Raw genomic sequence first — 26,557 nt, forward strand, 5'->3', positions numbered from 1 at the left:
GCCGATGCTCCGGGGCTACCGCCCGCTTCATTATTGTCTGCAAGCGCCTTTCTGGCGTTTTGGGGTTTGCCACACGCTGCGTCGGCGGTCTTACGTAGGCTCGTCGCCGACTCCGCCGCGCCGCCGCCAAACGAACGTCCATGTTCGTTGTCGCCTCTCGCCGCCGTCCATGGCGGCTCGCGCGGTGTCGTTCGCGGCTCTCTCGCCAAGTAGCGGCCGCCTCCTCGCTTTCGTGGCTTCACCCCAAATCGCCAGCGGCGCTGGTTTAGCGTGAGTTAAACCCTCTAAAAAAGCCAATGCTTATGCTCTGCCGTACTTGCCATTGCGCAAAGTGTTCAAACTGGGCCTGGCGTTGGGTCAGGCAATAATTGAGCATCGAATCACTAATTTTAGATAGCCTTTCTGTCTCAATAATTACATATCAAGATTTTCTTCGATTAATCGAAAATCTTTATGATCCATGGTTGGCTTAAACAACTTGAAATAACTATTTGCTTTAACTCCTTCAAATTGGTCACATTCGATTCTCCTAATGCCATCTCGTAAAAAAATACTTTCTGAAAGACTATCAGGATATGGCTCTGTATATACTATTCTTGTGATTCCTGATTGGTATATTTTTTTTGCACATAATTCACATGGAAAGGTTGTAGTAAATATTGTTCCTTCCCGTATGCCCATTCCACCATGAGTTGCTACTTGTAAAATAGCATTTTCCTCAGCATGCAAGGCGCGAGCAAATTCAAGTCGTTTAATGTTCAGTTGGCTTCTAAAGTATTCCTTTAGAGGAAGCATTGACTCGCGCTTTGACTTATCTACATAAATAGATTTATCTTCGAGAAATTTCTTCCATAGTTTGTCTATTTTTTCTACGGTTTCTAATCTTGATTGAATATCTTTAAAGCAAAAGCAATCCCGTTCATCAAACTCTACTAATAATTCTTCTTTCATAAACTTATTAAATTGTTTTTCCCAAACGGATAGCAATGAGCCTTTTACTGCGTATTGTTTTAGGTCACTTACCCGTCTGCGGGCACATCCTAATTGGCCAGACCCAACATCATTCCACCCAGCACCTACCACAAATCCATCTTTATTAGTTATCACGGCACCCACTTGCCGAGAAAGACAATTGGATCTAACGCTTAAATTATATGCCATATTCATAAAAGTTTCTTCAAAAGTGGGAGTAGTTGATCCAGGCAATTCAATTAGGGCCAGTAACCGCGCTATTTTTAGCCAAAGACGCTCCTCATCTCCATCGTTGGTTACTGCATAATCCGATAAAGTTACGCAAGATGAAACATTTTGCTTAAACAATTCATGAGGTTTGTTATCTTTACCTTGGTCTCGTTCATCTCGACTTTCCGAAAACTTCTTTCGTTTGTGCCTAACTTGCTGATCTAAATAGACTGATATCAAATAAAATGATCCGTAGCGTTTTCTGAAAAATTGTACTTCCGCAGGATTCCTGAATGTATCAATAATAAAGTGACTAGAACTTTTTGTAATTCTTCTTCCCATATATTTAATATATCGATTCGCTTCAGATGCAATTACATCTAAAAACTTTGACCGCATATGTTTTGGCTCGGGATAAACAAATGGATTTCCTGTAGCTCTTACATTATCCCCGAAATCCTGTAACCAACTTTCTGACATATCTTCAAGCATGCTAAGCTCTTCTTTGAGCTTATTTAATCCGGTAAACCACTCATCAACTTCAGCGCAATAGTCCTCGGTTAGAGCATCAAATTTACGAAAATTTATTTTTTCATCAAACTCTTGCATTTTAACTAGATATTTAAATGCAAATTGCGTAATAAGAGATCGTGCTTTTTCTGGGATAAAGCTGCAATTTGTGATTTCTGACGACACTCGCCCTTCAAAAATGGCATGCTTTATCGCTAACTTCATAATCATGTCAGACATAGATATTTGAGTAAATTTCGCGAAATTCGCTCTACATACTATCGCTAGAGTATCTCTTGCCTGTAATAACTCGCGTAACTTTCTGTTTAAGCTCTTTTTATCACTTAAATAATGATAGTCGGCTCGGTGCTCTTTCAAAGCTTCAAATAATTTGGAAGGTTCGACTATTAAGTTTTTGTTCTCATTTTTAAAAGTAGTAAGAGCTAAATCCTCTTCTCCTTGTATTTTTCGAATATACTCGTAATATTTGCCTATCATATCATCAATTGATTTTAGATTTTTATCTTTAGTAAAATTTAGCCAGAAATTCAAGTCGGTTGAAAGCATTTTAGAAATACTCGAGCATCCACTTCCTAAAGGTCCAGTTGTCCCTACTATTAAAAAACGTGTTCGCAATGTAACCATCTCCAAAAACAAATTTGAGGATAATTTTCTACAAATAATTACCATTATCCTCTCAAAATGTCAATAAATTCAGAAAGAAGGGGAGTTAACCTTGCAGGGGGGAGGCACGGGGAGGACGGTTCTTTTGCTTCCGAATTATAATGTCAAGAGGACAGTTCTTGTGACACAACTTGGTGTATTCACAAGGCCACGGATCGCCCCCACCATCCAAATCCGAAAAATCCGTGCCCCGTATTAAGCGGGGCATGGATTTTTTACTTCGCTTCCCGTCCCCCGGTAGAGCCCGCGTCGTCTTCGCCGCTCAGCTTGTCGTATACCGCTATCCCCCCGGAGGCTGCCGACGACGTCGCGGTCGGCGTCGGGCCATTCTGCCGGCGCATAGGTATCCACCCGGAGGCGGCCGTGGCCTTCCCCGCCGGGATGCCGCCCTCGTCCAGCGCCGACGCGTCCGTCTCGGCCTCCGTGCTGCCCCCCGCCTCTCCCGACTACCCTCCCCCTCCCCCGCCCCCCTTTCCATCCACCTCTCCCCCCGGCCATCGTCCCCCCGTCCCCCATATCTCCGTATCACATATCCGCGTTACCTATACCCTATTGCGCCACCCCCTCCCCCGATAGGACGGCGAGGTCATTCGTTTCCCCGGCGGCGTCCCGCGTCGCATGCGCCGATACATAATGTTCAGCAGCTACTGAGATAATAAATTTAATGCGTTCGGCAAGGGAGTGGATGATAATGGAAGCTAATTTAATCCCTTTTATCTACACTGCCGTCTTTGCCGCCATTGTTGTTACGCTTGTACCCAGACAGGAAATCCGGCGGCTATCGATCTACGGGATTATTTTCGGGGGGGCTTTTGATGCTATTGTTGTCGGCGCAGCAAACCTACTTGGAGAATTCAGATATATAAACTATGAGCCCTTTGGCATGCTGGGAATACATTTTTTGGCTCCTGTCTCATGGACATTGTTTTTTATAATATATTTTTATCACTTGCCTACGAAAAAAGTTTATATTTATATGTATACGACCATGGGGATATTCTATAGCATGATGTTTTGCCAAATGCTTACGAAACTGGGGGTATTATCGCTAGCGCATGGAATATATGACTCGATTATCCCGTTTATACCTTGGTATATCATAGCCACCTGGGGTTATCTAAAATTAACGAAAATTGACGATAGCTTTGCGAGCGTAAACCAAATGGAGCATGAGCACCGCCAATATTTTAGTCCGATCTATAATCCTGTAGCAAAACCGCTTCCAGACCAGAATGAAGACGGCGGAGATAGACCCCCAAAAGAATGATGGTATATTGCCCGGAAACGGATCGCCCCCTACCGTCCAAATCCGCAAAAATCCAAGCACCGCATAAAGCGGGCATGGATTTTTTTCAGTACCGGCGACCCGGTTCCCACAAATAGCGAAGAGCACCGTAAAAACGGTGCTCTTCCAGACTGCGGAAAACCTACAAACCGGCGTCCACCATATCGGCCACATGGTTGGCGATCGCCAGGCACGCCGTCAGTCCCGGCGATTCGATGCCCACCAGATTGATAAGTCCCGGCAGGCCCCGCTCCGTCTCGTGGCGGATGACAAAATCGGCCACCGCCCCGTCCGCCACCTTCAGCTTCGGCCGCATCCCCGCCATATCCGGCGCCAGGTCCTCGCGCCCGATGAACGGCAGATACGTCGCCGCCGCCTGGTAAAACTCCTCCAGGTGATCCGGAGCGACGTCATAGTCCTCCCGCTCGGTCGCGTTAACCACATTCGGCCCCAGGCGGGCGCGCCCGTCGAGGCTCTTGGTCACGTGCGTCCCCAGCCCCTTCAGTCCGTGGAGAGGCGGCGGATAAATAAGGTGGTTCATAAGCTTCGACTTGCCCATCGCCACCGAAAAATACTCGCCCTTCACCGGGTTGATGTCATACCCGGCCGCGGCCGTATCGATGCCGCACATCGCCGCGATCTTGTCCGCGTACAGCCCGGCGCAGTTTATCAGCCAGCGGCATTCGATCGCGTCCGTCTGCCCGTCCGGGCCCAGGAAAGACACCTCATAGCCGTCGGCCACCGGCTTGACGCCGGTCACCTGATGCTTATACGCCAGCATCGCGTAATTGGCTGTCGCCAGATGCTCCAGCCGCGCCATCAGCTTATGGCTGTCGATAATGCCGGTCGACGCCGAGTACAGCGCCGCCGCCGCCGTCACGTTCGGCTCCAGCTTCTTCGCCTCGGCGGCGGTGAGCCTCGTAAGCTCCGGGACGCCGTTGGCGGTCCCCTGGGCGTAAACCTTCTCGATCGCCTCGATCTCCGCCTCTTCGCGGGCCACGATCAGCTTGCCGATCTTTTGAAAAGGAACCTCTTGTTTCTCGCAAAATTCATAAAGCAGCGGGTTGCCGGCCACGCACAGTTTCGCCTTGAGGCTGCCGGTCGGATAATACATCCCGGCGTGGATAACCTCGCTGTTGCGGCTCGAAGTATCCTGGCCAAACTTGCCGTGGCGCTCCAGCACGATAGTAGCCAGTTCGTCCTGCCGGCGGGAAATCTCCGCCGCCACGGCCAGGCCGACGACCCCCGCGCCGACGATCGCGATATCGAGTTTCTCCATGTCGCACCCCCTTTGGATACCATTCTTTTCGCGATAATTCGCCCGGTATCCTGCCCGCGTGCCAAAAATTGACACAGGATATTCCCCGGCCGGGCAGCCATGCTTATTATTTTTGGATACCAGATTTTGCTTAAGAAATTTTTTGAAATTACGACAATATATAGTAGGAGCGAAATATTCTTTCCTCATGGAAGGGACAAGGAATCTCCACGGAGGGACGTGAACCCATTGACCCCCAATCAGCGTAAATTCCGCCGCATAAACTTCAAAACACTCATGACCGCCGTCGGGTTCACCACTCCCCAGGGCGAAAACCTGCGGCGCAACTATCAGCTGCCCCTTGAAGACATCAGCGCCGGCGGCCTTCGCTATACAAGCAAATTCGCCCTCCCGGTCGGCACCCGGCTCGACCTCGTCTTCCAGCTCATCGACCGTAAAGTGCGGGGAACAGTCGAGGTCGTCCGTTCGATCAAGAATAAATCCGGAGCCTATGATATCGGCTGTCAGTTCGTCTCCATCAACCCCGTCACCCAGGAAGACATCATCAAATTCGTCACCCTCTCCTCGGTGCGCGATTCTCAGCCCAGTTCCTTCTACAGTCTTAAAGAAAGCGCCAGTCCCGCCAACCAGCCCATAACCTGCGTCAACTGCCGCTGCGCCGACTGCGGCGACAAAGAAACCTGCCGGGCCTGCTACAAGCCTAACTGCGGCAAACGCTTCTGCCGCATGTACCGGCCCGCGCGCCAGGATTTGCGGCGCAGAACGTAAAACAAGCCAGCCGGGGCGAAATTATCCCCCGGCTTTTCTGTTTCCCGTTCCCCTTGCAGGATAATCGCAAGACTTTAGGGAATATTCCGCTTACGAAAAATACAAAGATGAGGTGACCCATGCCGCTTGCGCGACAGCTAACCTGCATCGCCGTCCTCGCCCTGCTTCTGATCTGCGCTCCCGCCCACGCCGCCCCCGAAGGCGCCGCCGAGCCGTCACAGGCCGCTTCTCAGGCCGACGGCCAGGGCTTCTACGACCGCATCATGACAATCCTGAAGCAGCAGCCCAAACTTGAACCCGCCTCCGTTCCGGCCGTCAAAGCCGTCAAAGGGCACACGCCCATCTTCGGACAGGCCGAGATAACCAAAGAACAGATGGCGAGCTTTATCCGCCGCCATAATCCGCTGCCCAAGCTTTCCGTGGCCATCGAAGAACTCGTCGATATTTACTGGGAGGAAGCGGGCCACGAAGGCATTCGCCCCGACCTCGCCCTCGCCCAGGCCATCCTCGAAACCGGCTACTTCCGCTTCGGCGGCGACGTGCTGCCCGTCCAGAACAACTTCGCCGGCATCGGCACCACCGGCGGCGGCCCCCGCGGCGCCTCGTTCGAATCCGCCCGCCTCGGCGTGCGGGCCCATATCCAGCACCTTCTCGCCTACACCACCACCCGCGAACCGATCAAGCCGATAATCGACCCGCGCTACAACCTCGTGCGGGCCATCCCCCACTACTTCGCCCAGTGCCAGACATGGGAAAGCCTCGGCGGCAAATGGGCCATCCCCGGGGTCGGCTACGGCGAAAAAATCGTCAAAATCATCGCCTACATAAAAGGCGACGGGTAAAAAACCCGTCGCCCGCATCGCTGTCAGTGCTCCTGCCAGGGTAAACGCCAGAGAAAATGTCAGGGTAAACGCCAGAGATTGTCAGTGATTTGTCAGAGGGGATCCGGCGCTTGACGCCACCGCAAAATACCACCGCCGGGCGATGCGGGCGTGCCTTTTCAGGTCCGCCGCCAGCCGCCGCTGCTGGTTTTGCGACAACCCCTCCCAGCTTAAATAACCGCTGTAAATGCCTACAACCCGCGCCACGTCTGGCTCGGAATACCCCAGATGCCTCAGCACCGTCAACTCGGCCTCGATGCTCGCCGCGTAGTCCATCGTTCGCCTCCCCTCAGGCCGCGCCGCCGTTTCCGCTGCATCCCCACGGCTTAGCTGCTGCGGCCGTTCTCCGGACTGCGCCATTTTATAGTGTACCCCCCGCAGCGCAAAAAGCTGCTTTTTTTGTCCCCCGGCGTTACTTTTTGGCTTGAGCGGCGTTTAAGTGAGTACTGGCAAACGAACGCCCCGTAAGCATGATTTCACCGCCGAGTGGGAAGATTGAAAAAGCGTTCAGTTTCCTCCCGAGGCGGTGATGCGAGGTGTCGGACGAAAAGGTGCTCATAGCCCAGGCGCAGCAAGGCGACAAGGCTGCGCTTGAAACGCTTGTATCCAGGTATTGGCAGCCGGTGTACCGACTGGCCTGCCTGAAAACGGCCAATAGCGAAGACGCCCAGGAGATAACGCAGGAGACTTTTCTCAAGGCGTTTAGAGCCCTGCCGGGCTACCGGGAGACGAACGCGTCCTTTAAGACCTACCTCGGCAGGATAGCGTTAAATCTGATCACCGACCACTGGCGCAAGAAAGGGCGGTCGCCACAGGTCGTGGCGCTGGCCGATTTCCAGGAACCGCTTGCCGACCCCGCGCCGCTGCCGGAAGACAGCGCGCTGTCCAAGGAGCGGCGGGAGGGCATTGCGCGGATGGTGGCGATGCTGCCCGCCGAGCAGCGCCAGGCGGTGGAACTGAGGATATTCGCCGCCCTGTCCCTTCAGGAGACCGCCAAGCTGATGGGCAAGACGGAGGCGGCGGTGAAGATGCTCCAGCAACGTGCTTTGAAGAATCTGCGCCGCTTGTTTCAGGAACACGGAATTATCGGCTAGGAGGTGAACGCGATGGGGCACAAGGAAAATGAAAAACTTACCGAGCTGTCGGCGGCGCTCGACGCACTGAACCGCGGCGAACAGCCTGACAGCGGCGACGAAGAGACGAAGGAGCTGGCCGAAGTCGCGCTTCTTCTCAAACGGACCGGTCCGCCGCCGGCCGTGCTGGCTGGGCTGGTGGATAAGCTGGGGGACGAATTGGCCGCGAAGAGGAAACGGCGCCGGCTGTGGCTGACCTCGGGGGCCGCCGGTACGGCGGCGGCCGCGATGCTGGTTTTCGCCTTCAACCTCGGCCCGTCGGCGCCGCCCCCGCCCCAACTGGCCATCCCGCCCGCCGGCAGTGTAGTGATCGAGAGTATCCCGGCCCCGCAGCCGGCGACCGATGTCGCCGCGGGGGCGGCCAAAGCCGACATGGCTAAAGACGGGTCTGCGGCGGCAAAACGGCCGGCACAGACCGCGGATACGGCAGCGGCCTCTGTCCGCGAGGCGGCGCCGCCTGCCCAGGACCGGCCGGTGGCGGCGGCCGCCGACGGCGGCCGGAACGAACAGCGGATGATGTTGGCCAAGGCGCCGGAAAAAGCGCCGGAGAAGGCCGCGAATAAGCTGGCGAAGACGCCGGCGACCCCGACGGCGGCCTACCTCGCCTGGCCGGGCCGCCAGCCGGACGAAGTGACGGTGGATAAAGCAACCGCGACTATCCGCCAGGTGTACGGCCGCGGCGACGCAGCGATTGTCATCATCCAACGGGCCGCGCCGGATACTGCTCAAGCGGCTGCCGACGGCGCGGCGGAGGTAAGCGCCGCCAAGGGTAAGACCAACAGGGTGACAGTGACTGTTAAGGATACGGTGGTAACGGTGGAAGGCAACCTTCCGGAGGACGAATTGGAGAAAATCGCCCGGTCGCTGGAGTAGCGCCAGGCGATTTTTCCTTTTCCGGCCGTTACCTTTCCGGGCGGGGCGCGTTTGATAGGGTGAGGTGACTATTCAGTCAGCCGCGAAAGGAGTAGATGATGTTGAACAGAAGCACCAAGATTACTTATAGTATCGCCGCCCTGGCGCTTTTTGCGGGGGCGCTGGCGACTCTGGCCATGCCGGACGAAGCGGCGGCTAAATGGCTGAGTTTCACGCAGCATTACGAACGGCGGATCGAGGCGGTCGCCCATGCCGAGCCGGCACCGGCAGAGGTCCAGGCGGCCGAAACCGAGTCCGGCGACGCGGCCGCGACGGTGGAGGCGAGCGGCGAAGCGGCCGTTACCACCGCCGACGGCAAGACGGCCCGTGTTATTATCGAGGGCGCGGCCGACGAGACCAGGGTTATCAAGATAGACAAGGATGAGGCGGCCAAGCTGCAGGCGGAGGTTGCCGCCGGCCACCGGCCGTGGCTGCTCGATCCTGTCCAGGTAGTCAGGACGAGCGCCGCCGAGTACGGTTTTTCAGCCTCGCGGGATACTTTTACCCTTATCTCCCAAGATTACAAGGGCCAGCGGTCGGGGACCGGCGAGGCCCAGGTGCTGGTCGGCCACGACGGCCGGTTCTATCTTGTCAAGCTTATCCAGCCGGCAGGTCCGGGGGCGCATAATATCTGGCGGATCGCCGCCGTCCGCGAGGTCAGGGCCGCGGTCCGCGAGCAGAAACCGGATGTGGGTCCGGGCGTGGAAGGGCTCGACTATGACAAGGTGATCAAATGGCAGCAGGCGGTGGACGCCGGCCGCGACCAATGGCGGCTCGATCCGCTGGAGGTTGCCAAGCGCGAAGGCAAGGACTACTATGGCTTCAGTGACGAGGACACGTTCACCGTTATCCGCAAGCACAGCGCCACCCCTATCGCCCGCCACGGACAGGTGGATGTCGCGGTGAAGCACGGGGATAAGGTTTATACGATGATCATCGTGCGGCCGTTCGGCGGCGGCGGGGCGATCTGGACGACCTACCGGGTCGACAGGCCGGCTCCGCTGCCGGTGCCGCAGCCTTCAGGCAAGGTGATTTTCAAGACGGACAAGTACGACGGGTGGGACTGGTACAAGGGCGCGTACCCACGCGACATGGCGATGACGGTTATCGTCGATTATACAGCCCAGGCTGATAAGGAAAGCCGTATACCCGCAGATGTTCTGGCGCGGGCCAAGGAGGTCGATTACAGCGAGAAGGCGGTGCTGTTCGCCTATCTGGGCAGCGGCGGCGGCGCCGACGCCATCGGCATCGAGAAGGTGACGCTGGCAGGCAACAATATGACCGTCCAGGTGCGCACCCGGAGCGTCAAGCCGGGCGAGATGGAGACCAAGAATCTCACCGCTCCGTCCGACTTTGTCGCCATTGACCGCAAATACATCGATGTCTGGGGCGGCGTTAACGTGACCTTTGTCGACCAGCACGGCAAGGTGTTGGGCAAGGCTAAGGCATCGGTAGATCATCACAGATAGGACGATGAACGAACAAAGACACCGGGCTTGCCCGGTGTCTTTGTTCGCGTACTGCTTGGCGCTAGATTTTGAACCGGCCGACGGCGTTGGTGAGGTCTTCGGCCATCCGGGCCAGAGCGTGGCTGGAGGAGGCGATTTCTTCCATCGTGGCGGTCTGTTCCTCGGTGGCGGCGGAGACCGTTTCGGTCTGGGCAGAGGTGGCCTTGCCGACGGCGTCGATCTCGCGGACCGCGGCGACGATCTGCTGGCTGCCGGTGGCCATCTGTTGGATGGCGGTCGAGATTTCCCTGACTTGGGCGGTCGCGTCGTTGAAGGCGGCGAAGATTTGTTCGAAGGTCTGGCCGGCTTCGTTGACGACGGCTGTGCCGACGCGCACTTCGTCGGTGCCGGCGTTCATCGCCCTGACGGCGTTGTCGGTATCCTGCTGGATCTCGCCGATCAGGTCGGCGATCTGCTTGGCAGCTTCCTGAGATTGCTCGGCAAGTTTGCGGACTTCCTCGGCTACCACGGCGAAGCCGCGGCCCTGCTCGCCGGCCCTGGCGGCTTCGATCGCCGCGTTGAGGGCGAGGAGGTTGGTCTGGCCGGCGATGCCGGCAATGGTGTCGACGATCTGGCCGATCTCTTTCGAGCGTTCGCCGAGCTTCGCCACTACCTGGGCGGAGCTGATGACGGTGTTTTCGATCTGTCCCATCTGGGTGATCGCTTTTGCTACCGAGCGGCCGCCTTCCTTGGCGGCGTCGGCGGATCTGGCGGAGTTGTCGGCGACGGTGTTGGCGTTGGCGGCGATCTGCTGGATGCCGGCCGACATTTGCTCGATGGTCGCGGCGGTGTGATCGACGGCCTTGAGCTGCTTGGCGGCGCCGTCGGCGACGGCGGTGATGGCGCCGGCAACCTGGCTGGCGGCGAGGGAGGTCTGCTCGGCGCTGGCGCTGAGCTCTTCGGAGGAGGCGGCAACCTGTTCGGTGGACTGGGTTGTTTTCACAATCAGCTGGCGCAGTTCGTCCCGCATCGCGGTTATCGCCACGGCGAGCTGACCGAGTTCGTCCCTTGATTCGACGGCGATTTTCGTGTTGCGCAGGTCGCCCCCGGCGATCTCGCCGACGGCCGCCACCATCGTCTTCAAGGGGGTGGCGATGGCTCTGGCCAGCAGCAGGCCTAGGAAGATGGACAGCAGGACGGCAAGGACGGTGATGCCGACGATCATTTTTGTGGCGAGAGCGGCGGTGGCTTCGCCCTGCTCATAGAGTTCCTTGCCGAGTTTGACGTCGTATTTGCTTATGTCGGCGCGGATGGACAGCGATTTGGCGAAGACGGGCTTGCTGGCCACGAAGAGGTCGAAGGCTTCTTTCTGCTTGCCGGTGGTGGCCAGTTTGATGATGTTGGCGCGGGCTTCCCGGTAGGCAGGCAGTTCTTTCGACAGTTCTTCGAATTTCTGCTTTTCGTAGGCATCCATGGCGGCGGTTTTTTGGTACTGTTCCTGAAGCTTGTTGATGGCTTTGGTGTTGTCGTCGATGGCCTGGAGGATGGCCTTCTGGGCGGCGGGATCGGCGGTCTGGATAAGCTCGAGCAGCTTGGATTCGGTGTCTTTGCTGATCAGCCTGACATCGGAAATCAGCTCGCTGGGCTCCATCCTCTCATCGTACAATTTGTGGGCCAGGCTGGCGATGTTTTTCGCCGAGTAAAGCCCGGCGCCGCCGACGACCACGCAGAGGATGACCAGCACGGTCAGAATACAGAGAATTTTTGCGGCAATTTTCATGTTCTTCAATAGTCCCATGTCTGCATCTCCCCATACTTAAGTTATACTTGTCCAGCATATCATCGAGAGAATGATATATATACCTAAGTATATTTTCCGGCATCGACAGAGTATTTTCATCCGGCGAAAAGCAGACAAGCGCAAATTTGCGGTTTGGCCCCTCGAACTACATTGTTGCAGGGCTTTGCGGCCAGGGCGGCTGTAATAAGGACACTATATACAAAGATGGAGAAAAATGAGAAATTTGTAAAACGGTGGAGTGTTTTGCGGTTAGTAATCTTACCGGGGCGGGAAGACGGCGGCGAGGAACTCGTTCCAGCCGACGCGGCCGATGGTGTCGCCGAGGCGTTCTTTGTCGCGGCCGTGGCGGCGGTAGAAGGCGAGGATGGCGCGGACGAGGAGGGCGACTTCGCCGGCGGCCACGCCTTCGGCGGCGATCCGGGCTACTTTGGCATTGCGGCCGGCGTTGCCGCCGACCGCGACGGTGAAGCCGTCGGCTGTGCCGTACAGGCCGATGTCTTTGACCATGACCTCGGCGCAGCAATTGGGGCAGCCGCTGATGCCGAGCCGCAGTTTGCCGGGGGTGGGCTGGCCGAAGAATTCGGCGTCGAGGGCGAGACCGAGGGCGGTGCTGTCCTGGCGGGCCATGGGACAGTGGGGTTTGCCGGGGCAGACGGCGACACCCCGGACCGCTTTGGCGATAAAGGATTCGGGGCTGGCGCCGAGTTCGGCGAGCGCTTTCTCGCCGTCGGCGACGCTGAGGCCGAGGATGACGATGCTGCCGCCGGTGATTTTGAGGCTGCCGCCGTATTTTTCGGCGACGGCGGCGATCTGGCGGAGCTGGTCGGGGCTGGTGAGCCCGGCGGGGATGTGGGGGGTGACGGGGAATTTGACGCGCTTGTTGATGAAGGGGATGTTGGCGAAGGGCAGTGTCATGGTTGTCCTCCTTGCGGTGTTGCCAAATAGGGTCGGTAATTAGCAGATAAAGCAATTTGTTATAGTATTAATATTATAGTAAAAAAAGTACGCGAATACAGTGATTAAGGTCACTCGCTGCTTTTCATGAGGGGAGAAAAACTCCTGCCCGAAGCTTTATAACCGATTTTTGCCGCGGACCTAGTTAAAAATGCACGAAAAATGGTGAATGAACGAGGTTAATCAATCAATATGCAGAATAGACTAAATATGGAAATAAATATATTTTTTGCAGTCTAGCGGAGAGATAGGCATATGCGCTATTCAAAAAAGATCGATAGCTTCTTGTTTGCGGAAGAGGATATTCCTCTGGAAACCGTCATCCTGTTGGTCGGCGGCATGGCGCTGACGATCACCGGCGGGCTGCTTTTTCCTGTCGCCGCCGGCAGGCTTCCCTACTACGAAAACGGCCTCTTCGGCTTGCTGCTGATCGTTTTCGCCCTGCAAACGATCACTCTCGGGAAAACGCCTTTCGGCGATATGCGCCGGTCAAAAGCTTTGCTTTTTTTTGGCGTCGCCATCGCTTCCCTCGGTATCGTCACCTGCTTTATCCCCGGTATTTTCGGCCCCCTGCCCCGCATGCTGCTCTTTTTCTGTTTTGGCCTGGGGGGTGTGGTGCAGCTTGTGCGGGCGTATCTTGACGAGACGGGGATGCGTGCCTGGATGCGATATGGGGGGATATTCCGCCACTTGGTTTTTGCCTGCTCGGGCGTATACGGGCTGTCGATGCTTGCCGGACTCCTGCTCTGGACACAACCTCCGTTGTCTGCGCCCATTACGGCGACGGTCATGCTCCTGTTCGGCTGTGCGGTCATCTACCTTGGCGGCGTGCTGCGGCTCGTGTATCGCGCCTGTCCCGAGGCGGACCCCTCCCTGAGCGATCGGTCCGGTTTCTCTTTCGACCATTCCATGCTGCTGCTCACCGGGGTTTTCATGATCCTGCTCGGTGTGCTGCTGATCCCCGTAAGTCTCGGGCTGCTCCCCTTTTCGGGCAGCGCGCAGCTCGGCCTGCTGATGATCATTTTTGCAATCCAGATGCTTGCAGCAGGTAACACCCCTATCGGTCTCTCCCTCCCCCGTTCCTGGCCCGTGCTTGGCTCCGGTAGCCTGTTTGCGGCGCTGGGCATTGTCTCCTGCGTTATTCCCGATATATTGGTCGCACCGCTGACCTTACTTGTGGGCGTGCTCAACATCCTCAGCGGCTTTATCTCGCTGGGGAAGCGGCTGCTTCCTTCCGCCCGGACGGGAGACGCAAGCGCTGCTCCTGACCATCCCCTGCTGCGGAAGCTTTCCCGTACCCAACTGGCCTTGGATTTGCTTTCGATCATGTTCGGCGCGTCGATGCTTGTTCCGGGCATCATCCCCGGACTGGTCGTCGGCGTGGTCCTCGCCGCGAACGGCGGCGTTCTCCTGTACTTGCTTCATCTGTTGGTCGCCATCATGGCGCTTGCCGCTGAAATGTTGAAAGCCCCGCAGCATTCAGTATAAAAATTATTTGGCTAAGGAGGTTTAATATGTTCAGGTTCGACGACACCAAGTGCTACAGGATGCCGGTCCATTTCGGAGGATACGACTATGTCGCCGAGGGCACCCGTTACCGCGATAATGTGACCATTTCCTTTTCCTACACCACGGAGAGAAAGTTGCTCGAAGCGTACATCCCCGAAGCCTTCGAGCTGGTGCGGCCGGAAGTGGGCGTCGCCTTCACCCAATGCCGCGGCGTCGATTGGCTGGCGGGCTCTTTTTACAATCTGGTGATGGTGAGCGCTCCCGTGCGATTTACCGGCGCCCGCGACCGTGTGGAGGCGCCATATGTGCTGGTTATCTGGGAGAACAAAACCACACCGATTTTGTCGGGGCGGGAGGAGACGGGATTCCCGAAAATCTACGCCGACATCGAAGACCTGCATGTATTTTCGGGGAACTACTTCACTAACGTCAGTTTCGAAGGCAATACCTTCCTGCGCCTTCATTTCTGCGACGCCGTGCCTTTTAACGAACAGGAACTTGCCCGGATGAGAATTGTTCCCATGGACGCCATCGGCTGGCGCTACATCCCCAAGGTGGGCGGCCCAGGAGCGGACCTGAGCCAGCCTGTCTTCTTCCCGCAGGAGTTAGAAGTGGTCAAAGGGTGGACAGGGAAAGGGTCTGTAGAGTGGACCGAATTGTCATGGCTGCAAAGCCCGCAACAGGCGCAAATCATCAAGGCGCTCGCCGGGTTGCCCGTTGTCGAGATGGGGCCGGCCAGGATGCTGGAGGGGCCTCTCGTCCTCAAGGCTCCCCTGGCCCGCGTGCTGGAATAGAACGAAGGAGGGGTATGGGATGAAGGAGTATTTCGAAAACAAAGTGGCTGTCGTCACGGGCGGCGCGTCCGGCATCGGCCTCGCTCTGTGCGAAGAGCTGCTCGCCCTTGGGGCGAGGGGCGTGGTTGCGGCGGATCTGAACGAAGAAAAGCTGAAAGCGGAATGCGCCCGGCTCGAAGCCGCCTATCCGGGAAAAGTGCTGGGCGTCCGCACCGACGTCACCAGCCGGGAGAGCGTCTTTGCTCTGATAGATAAGGCGGCGGAGTTCGGGGTGGGCCGCGTCGATCTGCTCTTCAACAATGCCGGGCTGGGGCTGGCGAAGGCCTTCGACGATACGACCGATGCGGACTGGAAGTTCGCTTTCGAAGTCAATTTCTACGGCGCCCTGTACGGCGTCCGGGCGGTGCTGCCGATCATGCGCGCCCAGGGGGGCGGCCATATCGCCAATACCGCATCGGGTATCGTGTTTTCGCCGATGCCTTACCAAACATTGTACAGCGCTACGAAATCGGCGCTTATGGCTTTTACCACTTCGCTGCGCAGCGAGCTGTGGGACGAAAACGTCCGCCTTTCCACAGTAATTCCCGGCACTGTCGCCACCCCCATTTGGGATAAGGCGGGTGGCGCCCCGGACAGCGCCATTACGCCGCAAGAATCGGCGCAGGGCATTTTGAAGGGGGTTGCGGCCAACGAGCGCATCATCATCCTGACGGAGGACGACAAGAGCGGCGCGCAGTACGGTTTTCTGCCGGAATACGGCGCAGGGAACGATGAATATTTCGTGAAGGTGGCGCGGCAAAGGCGGAGCGGAAACGTTAAGGCTATTTAGGGGCAGTTTGGAACCGAAAAAGAACTGCCGGCAAGTTTGCCGGCAGTTCTTTGCGCGTGCGGGGTTAGTTTTTGCTGTATTCGCGGCCGAGGGCGTCGGCGACGAGGATGGCGGCCACTACGTCTTCGGGGGAAACAGGGAAGGGTTCGTTGTGGATGGATTCCTTGGGGGCGGCGGCGGCTTTGGCGACTTGCAGGAGCTGGTCGCGGCCGATGTTTTCGAGGCCTAGGTCCTTGAGGGTGGTCGGCAGGCCGACGCTCCGGCAGAACCGCAGCACTTCTTCGCGTTCCTCACGGGGGCGGTTTTCGAGGACAAGCTGGACGGCGGTGCCGAAGGCGACCCATTCGCCGTGATAATTCTGGCGGGCGCCGGGAAGGACGGTGAAGCCGTCGTAGATGGCGTGGGCGGCGCAGACGCCGTTGCTTTCGAAGCCGATGCCGCTGAGAAGGGTGTTGGCTTCGATGATGTTTTCGAGGGCTTTGGTGACGACTTTGTTCTGGACGGAGAGCAGGGCGGCGAGGCCGTCGTTGAGCAGGGTCTGGTAGCAAAGTTTGGCGAGGGCGTAGGAGGCGAGGGTGAAGGTGCCGCCGGCGAGGTTGCGCCGGTGGCTTTCGACGCAGGTGCGGGCTTCGAAGTAGGTGGCGAGGGCATCGCCCATGCCGGCGACGAGCAGGCGGGCGGGAGCGTTGGCGATGATGCCGGTGTCGATGAGGACGATGTTGGGGTTGCGCCGCATGAGCAGCGCTTCCTGGTAGGTGCCGTCTTCGTTGTAGAAGATGACTACCGAACTGGTGGGCGCGTCGCAGGAGGCGACGGTGGGAATGATGATGACGGGGGTCTTTTCGTGGTAGGCGACGGCTTTGGCGGTGTCGATGGCTTTGCCGCCGCCGAGGCCGATGATGAGGTTGCTCCCGTGGCTTTTGACGAGGGCGCGCAGACGCTCGACTTCCTGTTTGGTGCATTCGCCGCCGAAGGGCTCGAATACCACCGGGATGCCGGTGTCTTTGAAGCTGTCGGTGATGACGCCTTGCAGGTCGTGGAGCCGCCCCTGGCTGCAGAGGACGAACGCCGCGCTGCCGAGAGCGGCGGCGTGTTTGCCGATGCGGGCGAGTTCGTTGTACCCTTGGATGTATTTGCCGGGGGACGCGAATGCTTGAGCCATTTTTAAAACCTCCCTTTATGTTTAGGACGATTTACAGGACGGGGCTGCGCGGAGACGATACTTTGATAGTTCGGCGCCGCCTGAGAAACCCCTGCCGTGCGGGTGCTCCGTTCCGCCGGCGCGGGCGAGAGGGAAAAGCAAAATTTGCCACGAATATATAAGCGTATGTTGTTAAGTATGGCAGACCGGCGAGGCGGCAAAAGAGAACAGGACACCGGTGGTGTCCTGTTCGGGGTGCCGGGCAAGCACGGATTAGGGCGAAGGCGGTCAGCCGGCGTGGATTTCGCGGTCTTTGCACTCGGCCCGTTTGGCGTCGTTGAACTGGTCGATGGTGCTGAGGTAGCCGGTGATGCGGCGGACGCGGCGGATGGGCGATTTTTCGTGGCCGCGGATGATGATGCTTTCGCCGTCGAGGGACAGGTCGACCGCGCCGAGGGTCTTATCGCGCTGCTGCCACAGCCTGATTTCTTCATGGACGAGGGCGACGATCTCCTCGTTGTTCAAGGCTGGGTCGGCGCTTACTCTAACTCCGTTTACCAACATGCAAAGCCCTCCTTTTTTTGCTTATTATAGCAAATAATAATAATCAATACTAGTGGATAACGAATATTATTTTCCGGCTAATAATTAGGGTCGGTTTCCTTTACAATATATATCGAAAGGAAAGGGCAGAAACATTATGATTCGAGAGCGGCGGAGCAAAGAAAAATTATTGCAATATTACCGGCGGTTCGTCGAGTATGGGACACTCGACGCCAATGTCCATCCGTGGGTGGCTGAGTCGTGGCAGCGGAGCAAGGCCTGGGGCGTTCCGCGCGATTCGCTGCGCCCGCCGGTGAAGCTGTCCAAGGCTGAGCTTGAGGGGCGCCGGGAAAAGCACCGCGCCGCGCTGGATTTTTTGGAGGGGCTGTATCAGGAGGTGCGGGGGCACTTCAATATGTACAATCTCAGTTTGCTGCTGCTTGACAGCGAGTGCTATGCGCTGAAGAATTACGCGCTGCCTTTTTTCCAGAAGTCGCCGGGCGAGGTGGAGGGGGCGAGGCTGACCGAGGAGGATATCGGCACGTCGAGTATCGCGATTGCTTATGAGCATAAGACGCCTTTTCTCGTTTTCGGCCCGGAGATGTGGATCGAGGACGGCCAGGCGGGGGACGCCGGGTCGGCGCCGATTTTCCTGGACGGCAAGCTGCAGTATGTGCTGACGCTGGTTTCGACCCAGCAGGCCGAGCTGCCGTCGGGGGCGCTGGAGGCGCTGCTGCTGACGATCAAGTATGTGATGGAGCATAATTTGGCGATGGTGGCCCGCCTGGAGGCGAAGCACGTCATTCTTGACGCGGTGCCGCTGGCTGTTTACCATATTCTGCCGGGCGGCCGGGTGGCGTATGCCAACAGGCTGGGCCAGAGCCGCCTTTCGCCCCAGGCGGACGGCGGCGGGGCGGATCAGCTGCCCGATTTGGAGGAGGTTGTGCTCAATTACCGGCATACGCCGCTGGCCAAGGGGCTGCTGGGCATCCCGTCGCATAATAAGGAAGTGGTGTGGATAACGCCGCGCAAGACTTATGAGGATATTACGACGGTGCTGCCGCTTTACCGCGACGGCGAGGTGAGCGGCATCGCGGCGATATCGCAGTCGATCGAGGATTTGAAGGTGCTGGAGGCGCATGCGGTGAGCTATGCGGCCCGCTATAGCCTGGCCAGCCTGACAGGCGAGGCGCCGGTGTTCCGGACGATGATCGAGAAGGCCGGCCGGGCGGCCCGCGGCGATCACCACTTGCTGCTGCAGGGCGAGCCGGGGACAGGCAAGCAGCGCTTGGCCCATGGCATCCACCAGGCGGGGGCGCGGGCTGCCGGCCCGCTGATAACGGTAAGGTGCGGCGATATCCCGCCCGATGTGCTGGCAGGCGAATTGTTCGGGACGGGGGGCAGCCCCGGCAAGCTGGAGCTGGCCCACGGGGGCACGCTGTTTATCGATGAGATCGAGAAGATGCCGCCGGCGCTGGCGGACAAGCTGGCGGCGGTGCTTGCCTCCGGACGGCTGCCGGAGCGGGCGGAGCAGACGCTGGATGTGAGGATTATCGCCGCGTGCGACGGCGATCTCAGGCGTCTGGCGGAGAAGGGGCGGTTCCCGCTCGAGCTGTACGAGGCGGTGGCCAGGACGGTTATCCGTGTGCCGGCGCTCAGGGCCCGCCGTGACGATATCACGCTGCTGGCGGAGCATATTATCGGGGAGCTGGCGGAGCAGCACGGGATGGGGAAAAAGGAGATTGCGCCGCAGGCGGTGGCGCTTCTCAAAGGATATGAGTGGCCGGGGAATATCAAGCAGTTGCAGGCTGTCGTCGAGCAGGCGTTTTTCCGGACCCAGGGCGGCGTTATCACGGCTCAGGCGGTTCATCTGCCGGGAGAGGCCGGGCCGAGCGAGGTCTGGAAGGAGGACCGCGAGGCTTTTGTGGCGGCGTGGCAGGCGGCGCGAGGCAATGTCAGCCGCCTGGCGGGAATGCTGGATGTGAGCCGGGTGACGCTGTACAGGTATATCAAGAAGTACGGTTTGGAGAAGGAATAGACTGCCGAGGGCAGTCTGTTCCTACGGGTCGTTTTTTGGCGGCGCGCGGCAAGTTTTATAAGGTGCCGCCTGGTGTATCGTCGCCGGGGAGACGGGGGAAGGTAAGGGTAAAGACGGCCCCTTTGCCGATTTCACTGCTGACGGTTATTTCGCCGCGATGGTCTTCTACGATGCGCCGGCAGATTGCGAGTCCAAGCCCGGTGCCGTTTTCTTTGGTGGTGTAGAAGGGCTTGAAGATTTCCGCCATGGCGGTGCGGGCGATGCCCTGGCCGGTGTCGGCGAGATCGATGCGCGCGGCGGGGCCGTCGGCGCGGGCGGTGATGGTGAGGGCGCCGCCGTCAGGCATGGCCTGAAAGGCGTTGCGGGCGAGGTTTATCAGCACTTCCTTGATTTTGTCGCTGTTGCCGTGGATGAGGAGCGGTTCGCCGGGCAGACGGGCGGTGACGGTTATTTTGGAGAGGATGGCTTCGCCGTATATCAGGCTTTGCACGTCGCGGATGAGCTGGCCGATGTCGACGGCGGTGAATTTGGTGTTCGGCGATTTGGCCAGGGTGAGGAAGTCGGAGAGGACGCTGTTGATGTGGCCGATTTCTTCGGCGATCAGCGTGCAGTAGTCTGTGGTGGTCTGGTCGGCCTGACGGACGGCGCGGGCGCGCATGAGCTGGACGAAGCCGCTGATGGATGTCAGGGGGTTGCGGATTTCGTGGATGGCGCCGGCGGCGATTTCGCCGATGCCGGCGAGGCTTTCGAGCTGCTCGATGCGGCGGTCGGCTCTGCAGGTGTCCGGTATTTCCCGGATGACGACGAGGGTGCCGCCCGGGTTGCCGTCGTGGGGCAGCGGAGCGGCGTCGACGAAGACGGTGGCCGGGTACCCGGAGTCGGTGAGGCAGGCCTGTTTGCCGGTGAAGGAGTTGCCAGGCCGGAGAAGCGGGGCGAGCCAGGCGAGACCGATATCGGGTAGCAGGTGGCCGATGGCGGCCGACCGGTGGAGAGCGAGCAGTTTTTCGGCGTGTCGGTTGATGAGGGCGACGCGGTGGTCGGCGTCAAGAACCGCCGCGGCGGCCGGGATGGCGTCGAGGACAACCTGGAGGGAGGCCGGGAGTTCCACCTGGATCTCTCCTTTCACCATTATACGGTATAGGGGATATTCTCCATTTATTTTCCAATTCCTGTCAATGATGTGACAACAAAGGAAATAATTTACTGTTTTTTACATTTGAGCAAGTTTTTGCGAGGCGGGAATCGGGCCCGCAAATGAAAACAGACGGAGGATTGGTTGTGCGTTTACGGAGGAAGCCGGGGATTACGGAGGCTCTGCAGGAGTTTGCGGGGCTTGTGGTCGCGCCGCGGCCTGGCGGCGGATGGGACGAGGAGTTCGGGCGGGCGGCCCCTCTGCATGTGGAGCTGGGGGTCGGCAAGGGCGCCTTTATCAGTGAGCTGGCGGCCAAGGCGCCGGGGACAGATTTTGTCGGCATCGAGGCGCAGCCTGAGGTGCTGTTTCATGCGGCGAAGCGGGTTAGCGCCCGCGGCGCGCCGAATGTCCGCCTGCTGCATTTCGACGCCGGCGGGATTGCCGATATTTTTTCGCCTGGCGAGGTGAGCCGCCTTTATATCAATTTTTGCGATCCGTGGCCGAAAAAGCGCCACGCCAAACGCCGCCTGACCTGCGGTTTTTTTCTGGCGAGGTATCGGATCATCATGGCGCCAGGGGGCGAGTTGTCTTTCAAGACCGACAACGCCGAACTGTTTGCGTTTTCTTTGGAAGAGTTCGCGAACGCCGGCCTGGAGGTGAGGAACGTGACGTTCGACTTGCCTGCCGGGGTGGACGGCGATATCATGACCGAGTACGAGATGAGGTTCAGGACGCTGGGGGTGAAGATCAACCGTTGCGAGGCGGTTTTCCCATAGTTATGTAAAACTTAACAAAAACGCCGGCCGTGGCATACAATGTAGTAGCAAAAAATTTGGCAATTGGGGAGGGTTACTATGCCACGGCCGAAGGTTGTGAATGATAAACGCCAGCCGGTGCCGCCGCTGAACCTTGAGGAGCTGAAGTTCTGGCTGCGGATAATGGAAGAGCATGCCCAGTTCATTAAGGCGGGCCTGCCTTGCGATAACGTCGTCCTCATCGGGGAGGCCGACAATTTCCAGCAGGAGTTTGCCGAGCTGCGGGCCCGGGCCGAACGGGTGCAAAGCCAGCGGCAGTTCGCCGAGCTTGTCGATGACGCGCAGACGGTCGTCGGCGATTTTTACCGTTATAAACGCCGTCTGCTGCATATGGTGCTGACGTGCCAGCTTATGGGACACAATTTTGCGCTGCTGCTCGACCATATGTCGCGCGAGGCCGAATATCTGCTGATGCTGCTGGCGGCTTTAGGGAGCGGACGGCCGCTTTATCAGTCGGCGGGGGCGCGGGAGGTGGCGTTCTGGCTGCGGCTGATGGCCGACCATAGCGAGTTTATCGTCCACCGCCTCGATCCTTCGGAGCGGACGATGGTGGAGACGGCGGAAACGTTTGCGGGCGAGTTCGACGCGCTTTACTTGCAGGGCCGCGATTTCGTGAGCATGCTGCGGGGGGCGACGGACGAGGTGCCTTCGTTCCGGCGTTTTTTGCAGGATGTCAGGGTGTCGACGATCAGGCTGCGGGATTTCAAGCGGGCGGCCGAGACGCTGATCGCGGAGTGCCGGCTGGTGGGGCTGATTCCGGCGCTGCTGGCCGATCATGTGCGGCGGGAGGCGGATCACTTCCTGCTGGTGCTGTCGATCCTGGATAAGGGCACTTTTGTACCATACGTCGATGACGGCGAGCTTGAGTTTGCGGTTTTGGAAGAAACCGCGGCGCTGGCGGCCAATTGTGGCGGCGGCGCGGTGGCGGTGGCCGCCGAGGAGATTGCCCAAAAGCCGGCGATGGTTTATTGCGACGACGATGACGAGGAGGAGGAGGAGGACGACGACCGCGATTCTGAGCCGCCGCTCCCGCCCCCGCCAGCCGAGCCGCCGGCGAAACAGGCCAATTACAAGTGGAGCGGCAAGTGGCCCCGGCCGCTGGGGTCGCGGGAGTAATAACGAGAACCCCTGGGAAGGGGTTCTCCAGACTGTCGATAAAGGCCCATCTGCGGCGTTGCTCCTCAGAGCGCTTGCTTGCGTACGTCCCAAAGTACGCGGCGCGGCGCGCTCTTCCGGTGCGCCTTGCATCTGGACCTTTCTCACCAGTCTGACTTTGTCTACAAGCTGGAGAACCCCTGGGAAGGGGTTCTCGTTATTTTTTCGCTATTCGCCGGCGGGGTGGCGCTAGTCAATTATCGCTAACGGCCGGAGGAGTTCGCGGCTGCAGGCGGTAAAGGCGAGCGGCCGGCGGTTGACGAGGTCGATGAGGCATAGGTCGGCGTTGGCGTTGCTGGAGGCGACGGCGAACCGGCCGTCGGCGGTGAGGGACAGGCGGGAGACCGAGCGCCCGAGGAAGATGGTGCCGGTGACTGTGGCGGCGGCGAGGTCGACGACGGCGACGGCGGCGCTGTCTTCGCAGGCGATGTAGGCTGTTCTGCCGTCAGCAGTGGCGGCGTGGGCGGGGTAGACGGGGTGGGCGGCGGCGCAGCGGGAGCATTGGATGGTGACGACGACGGGGTCGCCCCCGTCGGGCGGGAATATTATGAGGCCTTCGCCGCTGGCAGGGCTGGCGGTGAAGGTGGCGAGCACAAACCCGGACATGGCGGCAAGGCTTGTGGGAACGACGCCTAGGCGGCAGGTGCGGAGAAGGATTCCGGCGGGTGAGTAGACGGCCGCGAGACCGCCGCCGTCGGCTTCCCATACGCCGTGGATTTCACCGCCGGCGACGGCAAGCCCGGCGCAGGCGGCGGCGTCCGGCGGCTTTTCCCAGGCCGAGCAGGCTGCTGTGGCGAGGTCGATGGCGTGCAGGACGCCGGCTGGGTCGGCCAGATAGGCGGTGAGGCCGTCGGCGGCGAGGGAAAACTGGACGGGATGGGGCAGGGGGAAAGGCACGGCGGGGTGGTCCGCCGCTCTTGCGGTCAGGTCGATTTTACAGAGCGCGCCGGCGCCGCTGTGTCCGGCGAGGGTGACGAAAGCGGGGCCGGGACCGGGGCCGGCGATGAGGTCGACGGCCGCGTAGCCCTGGGGCAGAGGGTATTCGGCGAGAATTTCCCCGCTGGGGCCGTCGGCAAGCAGGAGGGTTTGGCCGGCGGCGTCAAGGAGGAGGAGGGTGAAGGGGGTGACGGCTGTGGTGGGCATGTATGTATCACCTCCGGAAATCGGTATTATATATTATTCGGTTCGGGGCAAAAAGCGATATTGGGCGGCTCGGCGGTTTCTGGTATAATGGGGACGGGATGTTTTCCGGCGGAAGGAGGGAGCGGTGTGCGCAGGGTGCCTGTTCCGTGGGCCAGCCCCGGCGAGGCGGTTTTTTATATTGTGCTGATGTTGTTCGCCATCGGCACGATTAACGTGTTCAGCGCCAGCTTCGTCTTGGCCGGACAGCTTTTGAACGACAGCTATTTTTTTCTGAAAAGGCACATGGTGGCTTTTATGATCGGGATGATCGGCCTGGCGGTCGCCGCGCGCTTTGATTACCGCCGGCTGGTGAAGTTTTTGCCGCTGATCGTGCTGGCGGTGCTGGCGATGCTGGTGGCGGTGCATTTTGGCGGCATCGACGCCAATGGCGCCAGGCGGTGGCTGAAGCTGGGGGTTAAGTTCCAGCCTTCGGAGTTTGCCAAGATTGCCGCGATCCTGATGACGGCCGCTTATATCGGGCCGCGCCTGGAGAAGGGCCGGCCGGTGACGATTTTTTCCTGGCCGGTGATTGTTACCGGGATAATGGGGTTCCTCGTTCTGCGGCAGCCTGATATGGGCACGGCGGTGGTTATCGTCGGCCTGTGCCTGATCCTGTATTTGCCTAGCGGTATTCCCAAGCGCCAGGTTTACGGCCTGATGTTCTGCGGCGCTATGGGGACGGTGTACCTGGTTTATGCGGCCGCGTACCGGGCCGAACGCATTTTGGCCTGGCTCGACCCCTGGTCTTACGAGCAGACGAGCGGCTACCAGACCGTCCAGGCGCTCATGGCGATCGGGTCGGGTAGTTTGTTCGGCACCGGGCTGGGGATGGGGGCGAGCAAGTTTCACTATCTGCCTGAGGCTCATACAGATTTTGCGTTTGCGGTGCTGTGCCAGGAGATGGGGTTCGCGGGCGCGTTGCTGGTGTTGGTGCTGTACGCGCTGCTGGCCTGGTACGGCATCAAGATCACGCTGCAGGCCCGCGACGGGTTCGGGATGCTTGTGGCCGCCGGGGCGACTTTTCTCGTCGTCGGCCAGGCGGTGGGCAATATCGCGATGGTGTCCGGCCTGCTGCCGGTGACGGGGGTGCCGCTGCCTTTCATTAGTTTCGGGGGTACGTCGCTGGTGGTCAATCTGCTGGCGATCGGTCTGCTGATAAGCGTCGGTCGTCTGGGCGGGAAGGCGCCCGCGCCGGCCGAAGGCGGCACGGAGAACGGCACAGATAAAGAGAGCGTTCGCCTGAAGCTGGTCAACCGCCGGCTGGGCAGGAAGTAGATAAGGTAGTGCAAGCGAACGTTCAGAAGCCCCTAGATGCAAGGCGCTCCGACGACGGCCCTGGACGGGCCTAGTCCCGAGCGCGCCATGGACGGCATAGCGCTCGGGGGACGCGCCGCGTACTTCGGAGGTACGCAAGCAAGCGCCCGGAGGAGCAAGTGCGCAAGTTCTTGGCGCATAGCGCCTAGAACTGCGGCCTGCCCCTTGCGGGCGCGCCGCAGATGGGGGCTTATCAACGTTCGCCGATGTTTAGGCTCGCTGACAAGGTGGCATAATGCTAATGACTATGCCACTGTAACCAGGGGGCGGTTTTATGTTGTGGCTTATCCGCGTGGGGGCTTATGCCCTGAGCGGCGCCATAGTCTGGAGTCTGTTGCAGGACGCGGCGGGACCGGCCGGGTATTTTCCCGGCGGTCGGCACCTGGCTCTCGATGCCGACAATGGGCTGGTTTTCGGGGTGTGCGCAGGCCTCGGCAAGTATACGGGATTTGACACGACGTTTATCCGGTTGGGCTGGGCGCTGGCCTGTTTTTACCGGGGCGCGGGGATCGCGCTGTATTTGCTGGCGTTTTTGCTGATGCCGATGAGTTAATATGGGTTTAGAGGCTGACCGTTATGGTCGGCTTTTTTTTTGCCGGTTGTGACGTTGCCAGTCAGATTCACATAAAATGTAGTAGGTCTATGAATGAGGAGGTAGATTCGTTTGGATAAACAGACCAGGCCCAAGTGGTACGAGGAAGCGATGGCGGCGGACGTGCCGGCGCTGAAGAAGGACAAGATGATGCAGATGAAGGACTGTATGGAGGACGATATGGAGCAGGGCATGGATTGCGGCATGGAAGGGATGAACAAGATGCCGATGGCCGATGAGCATCCTATGCCGATGAATATGCTGCTGGCTCACGCGTATGTTCCCTGGCAGTGCTACGACAAGGCTTTTTCGCCGCGCGAGGCGCTGATGCGGGGCACGCTGTTCCCCGAACTCTGGGGTGTGTATCCTATTCCTGAATAAGGCGACGGAGGTGAAGGATTCATGGATTGCGCAAAACAGGCCGCTATGCTGAAAAGGCTCCAGGAGATGGAGTTCGTGGCGGTGGAGCTTAACCTGTACCTGGACACCCATCCCTGCGATGAAGACGCGGTCAATGATTATAATTGCGCGGTGGAAGTCCTCAAGAAGATGAGGAAGGATTACGAGGCCGAGTTCGGCCCGCTGTTCAATTTCGGCTGGGGAGGAATCTCTGGGAAGCCATGGCAATGGGCTGAGGGGCCCTGGCCCTGGGAGATCTAAATTTGTTTAAGGGAGA

The 26,557-nt window shown here is 58.8% G+C and carries 26 protein-coding genes; 16 read left to right on the top strand and 10 right to left on the bottom strand.

All coding sequences use genetic code 11. The annotated features are described in order from the left end of the window. Positions 1–414: 414 nt before the first annotated feature. Positions 415–2,337: a deaminase gene (locus RIN56_18635; protein MDR7868815.1), complete on the bottom strand. Its 1,923-nt coding sequence runs from the start codon at positions 2,335–2,337 to the stop codon at positions 415–417. Between the two features lie 254 nt (positions 2,338–2,591). Next, on the bottom strand, positions 2,592–2,717 hold the full coding sequence (locus RIN56_18640) for a hypothetical protein (protein MDR7868816.1): 126 nt from the start codon (positions 2,715–2,717) through the stop codon (positions 2,592–2,594). A 350-nt stretch (positions 2,718–3,067) separates the two neighbouring features. On the opposite strand from RIN56_18640, the gene RIN56_18645 reads away from it, so the two are divergent. Further along, positions 3,068–3,643, top strand: a complete 576-nt coding sequence (locus RIN56_18645; protein ID MDR7868817.1) for a hypothetical protein — start codon at positions 3,068–3,070, stop codon at positions 3,641–3,643. Between the two features lie 160 nt (positions 3,644–3,803). Here the strand turns inward: RIN56_18645 and RIN56_18650 are convergent, their stop codons facing one another. Further along, a complete protein-coding gene (locus tag RIN56_18650; protein ID MDR7868818.1) occupies positions 3,804–4,940 on the bottom strand; it encodes an NAD(P)/FAD-dependent oxidoreductase in 1,137 nt (378 codons plus the stop codon). Positions 4,941–5,159: 219 nt separating this feature from the next. Here RIN56_18650 and RIN56_18655 point away from each other — a divergent pair, with 219 nt between their 5' ends. Beyond that, complete coding sequence (locus RIN56_18655; protein ID MDR7868819.1) at positions 5,160–5,708, top strand: PilZ domain-containing protein; 549 nt, start codon at positions 5,160–5,162, stop codon at positions 5,706–5,708. Positions 5,709–5,827: 119 nt separating this feature from the next. After that, positions 5,828–6,550, top strand: coding sequence for a glucosaminidase domain-containing protein (locus RIN56_18660; protein ID MDR7868820.1), 723 nt, complete (start codon positions 5,828–5,830; stop codon positions 6,548–6,550). 81 nt (positions 6,551–6,631) lie between these two features. On the opposite strand, the gene RIN56_18665 is transcribed toward RIN56_18660, so the two are convergent. Then, complete coding sequence (locus RIN56_18665; protein ID MDR7868821.1) at positions 6,632–6,865, bottom strand: hypothetical protein; 234 nt, start codon at positions 6,863–6,865, stop codon at positions 6,632–6,634. A 260-nt stretch (positions 6,866–7,125) separates the two neighbouring features. On the opposite strand from RIN56_18665, the gene RIN56_18670 reads away from it, so the two are divergent. From RIN56_18670 to RIN56_18680, 3 genes are all read left to right on the top strand, one after another. Continuing rightward, complete coding sequence (locus RIN56_18670) at positions 7,126–7,683, top strand: RNA polymerase sigma factor (protein ID MDR7868822.1); 558 nt, start codon at positions 7,126–7,128, stop codon at positions 7,681–7,683. Positions 7,684–7,695: 12 nt separating this feature from the next. Next, on the top strand, positions 7,696–8,595 hold the full coding sequence (locus RIN56_18675; GenBank protein ID MDR7868823.1) for a hypothetical protein: 900 nt from the start codon (positions 7,696–7,698) through the stop codon (positions 8,593–8,595). A gap of 101 nt (positions 8,596–8,696) precedes the next feature. Continuing rightward, positions 8,697–10,103, top strand: a complete 1,407-nt coding sequence (locus RIN56_18680; GenBank protein MDR7868824.1) for a hypothetical protein — start codon at positions 8,697–8,699, stop codon at positions 10,101–10,103. Between the two features lie 61 nt (positions 10,104–10,164). On the opposite strand, the gene RIN56_18685 is transcribed toward RIN56_18680, so the two are convergent. Continuing rightward, on the bottom strand, positions 10,165–11,880 hold the full coding sequence (locus RIN56_18685) for a methyl-accepting chemotaxis protein (GenBank protein ID MDR7868825.1): 1,716 nt from the start codon (positions 11,878–11,880) through the stop codon (positions 10,165–10,167). A gap of 261 nt (positions 11,881–12,141) precedes the next feature. Then, a complete protein-coding gene (locus tag RIN56_18690) occupies positions 12,142–12,798 on the bottom strand; it encodes a nitrite reductase (protein MDR7868826.1) in 657 nt (218 codons plus the stop codon). 294 nt (positions 12,799–13,092) lie between these two features. Between RIN56_18690 and RIN56_18695 the strand changes: the two genes are divergently transcribed. Genes RIN56_18695 through RIN56_18705 form a run of 3 tightly spaced genes read left to right on the top strand, consistent with a single transcriptional unit; the run spans position 13,093 to position 15,969 of the window. Further along, positions 13,093–14,325, top strand: coding sequence for a hypothetical protein (locus RIN56_18695; protein MDR7868827.1), 1,233 nt, complete (start codon positions 13,093–13,095; stop codon positions 14,323–14,325). 26 nt (positions 14,326–14,351) lie between these two features. Beyond that, positions 14,352–15,140 carry an acetoacetate decarboxylase family protein gene (locus RIN56_18700; protein ID MDR7868828.1) on the top strand — a complete coding sequence of 263 codons (789 nt, stop codon included), beginning with the start codon at positions 14,352–14,354 and terminating at the stop codon, positions 15,138–15,140. Between the two features lie 19 nt (positions 15,141–15,159). Beyond that, positions 15,160–15,969: an SDR family oxidoreductase gene (locus RIN56_18705; GenBank protein MDR7868829.1), complete on the top strand. Its 810-nt coding sequence runs from the start codon at positions 15,160–15,162 to the stop codon at positions 15,967–15,969. Positions 15,970–16,033: 64 nt separating this feature from the next. On the opposite strand, the gene RIN56_18710 is transcribed toward RIN56_18705, so the two are convergent. Then, the gene (locus RIN56_18710; protein ID MDR7868830.1) at positions 16,034–17,131 is read right to left on the bottom strand and encodes a glycerol dehydrogenase; all 1,098 of its coding nucleotides are present in this window, start codon (positions 17,129–17,131) and stop codon (positions 16,034–16,036) included. 267 nt (positions 17,132–17,398) lie between these two features. Continuing rightward, positions 17,399–17,674 carry an anaerobic ribonucleoside-triphosphate reductase gene (gene nrdD / locus RIN56_18715; protein MDR7868831.1) on the bottom strand — a complete coding sequence of 92 codons (276 nt, stop codon included), beginning with the start codon at positions 17,672–17,674 and terminating at the stop codon, positions 17,399–17,401. A gap of 136 nt (positions 17,675–17,810) precedes the next feature. On the opposite strand from nrdD, the gene RIN56_18720 reads away from it, so the two are divergent. Continuing rightward, positions 17,811–19,691: a sigma 54-interacting transcriptional regulator gene (locus RIN56_18720; protein MDR7868832.1), complete on the top strand. Its 1,881-nt coding sequence runs from the start codon at positions 17,811–17,813 to the stop codon at positions 19,689–19,691. A gap of 55 nt (positions 19,692–19,746) precedes the next feature. Here RIN56_18720 and RIN56_18725 read toward each other — a convergent pair whose 3' ends face one another. Continuing rightward, the gene (locus tag RIN56_18725; GenBank protein ID MDR7868833.1) at positions 19,747–20,820 is read right to left on the bottom strand and encodes an ATP-binding protein; all 1,074 of its coding nucleotides are present in this window, start codon (positions 20,818–20,820) and stop codon (positions 19,747–19,749) included. Positions 20,821–20,969: 149 nt separating this feature from the next. Between RIN56_18725 and trmB the strand changes: the two genes are divergently transcribed. Further along, complete coding sequence (gene trmB, locus RIN56_18730; protein MDR7868834.1) at positions 20,970–21,599, top strand: tRNA (guanosine(46)-N7)-methyltransferase TrmB; 630 nt, start codon at positions 20,970–20,972, stop codon at positions 21,597–21,599. A gap of 78 nt (positions 21,600–21,677) precedes the next feature. After that, positions 21,678–22,754, top strand: a complete 1,077-nt coding sequence (locus RIN56_18735) for a DUF2935 domain-containing protein (protein ID MDR7868835.1) — start codon at positions 21,678–21,680, stop codon at positions 22,752–22,754. A 228-nt stretch (positions 22,755–22,982) separates the two neighbouring features. Here the strand turns inward: RIN56_18735 and RIN56_18740 are convergent, their stop codons facing one another. Then, complete coding sequence (locus RIN56_18740) at positions 22,983–23,936, bottom strand: hypothetical protein (GenBank protein ID MDR7868836.1); 954 nt, start codon at positions 23,934–23,936, stop codon at positions 22,983–22,985. A gap of 126 nt (positions 23,937–24,062) precedes the next feature. Between RIN56_18740 and RIN56_18745 the strand changes: the two genes are divergently transcribed. The 4 genes from RIN56_18745 to RIN56_18760 all read left to right on the top strand — a co-directional run bounded on the left by RIN56_18745 (position 24,063) and on the right by RIN56_18760 (position 26,541). Further along, positions 24,063–25,250, top strand: coding sequence for a putative peptidoglycan glycosyltransferase FtsW (locus RIN56_18745; GenBank protein MDR7868837.1), 1,188 nt, complete (start codon positions 24,063–24,065; stop codon positions 25,248–25,250). 313 nt (positions 25,251–25,563) lie between these two features. After that, on the top strand, positions 25,564–25,842 hold the full coding sequence (locus tag RIN56_18750) for a PspC domain-containing protein (protein ID MDR7868838.1): 279 nt from the start codon (positions 25,564–25,566) through the stop codon (positions 25,840–25,842). 111 nt (positions 25,843–25,953) lie between these two features. After that, positions 25,954–26,262, top strand: a complete 309-nt coding sequence (locus RIN56_18755) for a spore coat associated protein CotJA (protein MDR7868839.1) — start codon at positions 25,954–25,956, stop codon at positions 26,260–26,262. Between the two features lie 21 nt (positions 26,263–26,283). Further along, complete coding sequence (locus RIN56_18760; protein MDR7868840.1) at positions 26,284–26,541, top strand: spore coat protein CotJB; 258 nt, start codon at positions 26,284–26,286, stop codon at positions 26,539–26,541. Positions 26,542–26,557: the final 16 nt, after the last annotated feature.

It is taken from the genome of Sporomusaceae bacterium, from assembly GCA_031460455.1.
Taxonomy (GTDB): Bacteria; Bacillota; Negativicutes; order Sporomusales; family UBA7701; genus Anaeroselena.

Bases quoted from the DNA above. Each gene is read 5' to 3' on its own strand.
- RIN56_18635 (MDR7868815.1), bottom strand. From the start codon at position 2,337: ATGGTTACATTGCGAACACGTTTTTTAATAGTAGGGACAACTGGACCT.
- RIN56_18640 (MDR7868816.1), bottom strand. From the start codon at position 2,717: ATGCGCCGGCAGAATGGCCCGACGCCGACCGCGACGTCGTCGGCAGCC.
- RIN56_18645 (MDR7868817.1), top strand. From the start codon at position 3,068: ATGGAAGCTAATTTAATCCCTTTTATCTACACTGCCGTCTTTGCCGCC.
- RIN56_18650 (MDR7868818.1), bottom strand. From the start codon at position 4,940: ATGGAGAAACTCGATATCGCGATCGTCGGCGCGGGGGTCGTCGGCCTG.
- RIN56_18660 (MDR7868820.1), top strand. From the start codon at position 5,828: ATGCCGCTTGCGCGACAGCTAACCTGCATCGCCGTCCTCGCCCTGCTT.
- RIN56_18665 (MDR7868821.1), bottom strand. From the start codon at position 6,865: ATGGACTACGCGGCGAGCATCGAGGCCGAGTTGACGGTGCTGAGGCAT.
- RIN56_18675 (MDR7868823.1), top strand. From the start codon at position 7,696: ATGGGGCACAAGGAAAATGAAAAACTTACCGAGCTGTCGGCGGCGCTC.
- RIN56_18685 (MDR7868825.1), bottom strand. From the start codon at position 11,880: ATGGGACTATTGAAGAACATGAAAATTGCCGCAAAAATTCTCTGTATT.
- RIN56_18690 (MDR7868826.1), bottom strand. From the start codon at position 12,798: ATGACACTGCCCTTCGCCAACATCCCCTTCATCAACAAGCGCGTCAAA.
- RIN56_18695 (MDR7868827.1), top strand. From the start codon at position 13,093: ATGCGCTATTCAAAAAAGATCGATAGCTTCTTGTTTGCGGAAGAGGAT.
- RIN56_18700 (MDR7868828.1), top strand. From the start codon at position 14,352: ATGTTCAGGTTCGACGACACCAAGTGCTACAGGATGCCGGTCCATTTC.
- RIN56_18705 (MDR7868829.1), top strand. From the start codon at position 15,160: ATGAAGGAGTATTTCGAAAACAAAGTGGCTGTCGTCACGGGCGGCGCG.
- RIN56_18710 (MDR7868830.1), bottom strand. From the start codon at position 17,131: ATGGCTCAAGCATTCGCGTCCCCCGGCAAATACATCCAAGGGTACAAC.
- nrdD (MDR7868831.1), bottom strand. From the start codon at position 17,674: ATGTTGGTAAACGGAGTTAGAGTAAGCGCCGACCCAGCCTTGAACAAC.
- RIN56_18720 (MDR7868832.1), top strand. From the start codon at position 17,811: ATGATTCGAGAGCGGCGGAGCAAAGAAAAATTATTGCAATATTACCGG.
- RIN56_18725 (MDR7868833.1), bottom strand. From the start codon at position 20,820: ATGGTGAAAGGAGAGATCCAGGTGGAACTCCCGGCCTCCCTCCAGGTT.
- RIN56_18735 (MDR7868835.1), top strand. From the start codon at position 21,678: ATGCCACGGCCGAAGGTTGTGAATGATAAACGCCAGCCGGTGCCGCCG.
- RIN56_18740 (MDR7868836.1), bottom strand. From the start codon at position 23,936: ATGCCCACCACAGCCGTCACCCCCTTCACCCTCCTCCTCCTTGACGCC.
- RIN56_18750 (MDR7868838.1), top strand. From the start codon at position 25,564: ATGTTGTGGCTTATCCGCGTGGGGGCTTATGCCCTGAGCGGCGCCATA.
- RIN56_18760 (MDR7868840.1), top strand. From the start codon at position 26,284: ATGGATTGCGCAAAACAGGCCGCTATGCTGAAAAGGCTCCAGGAGATG.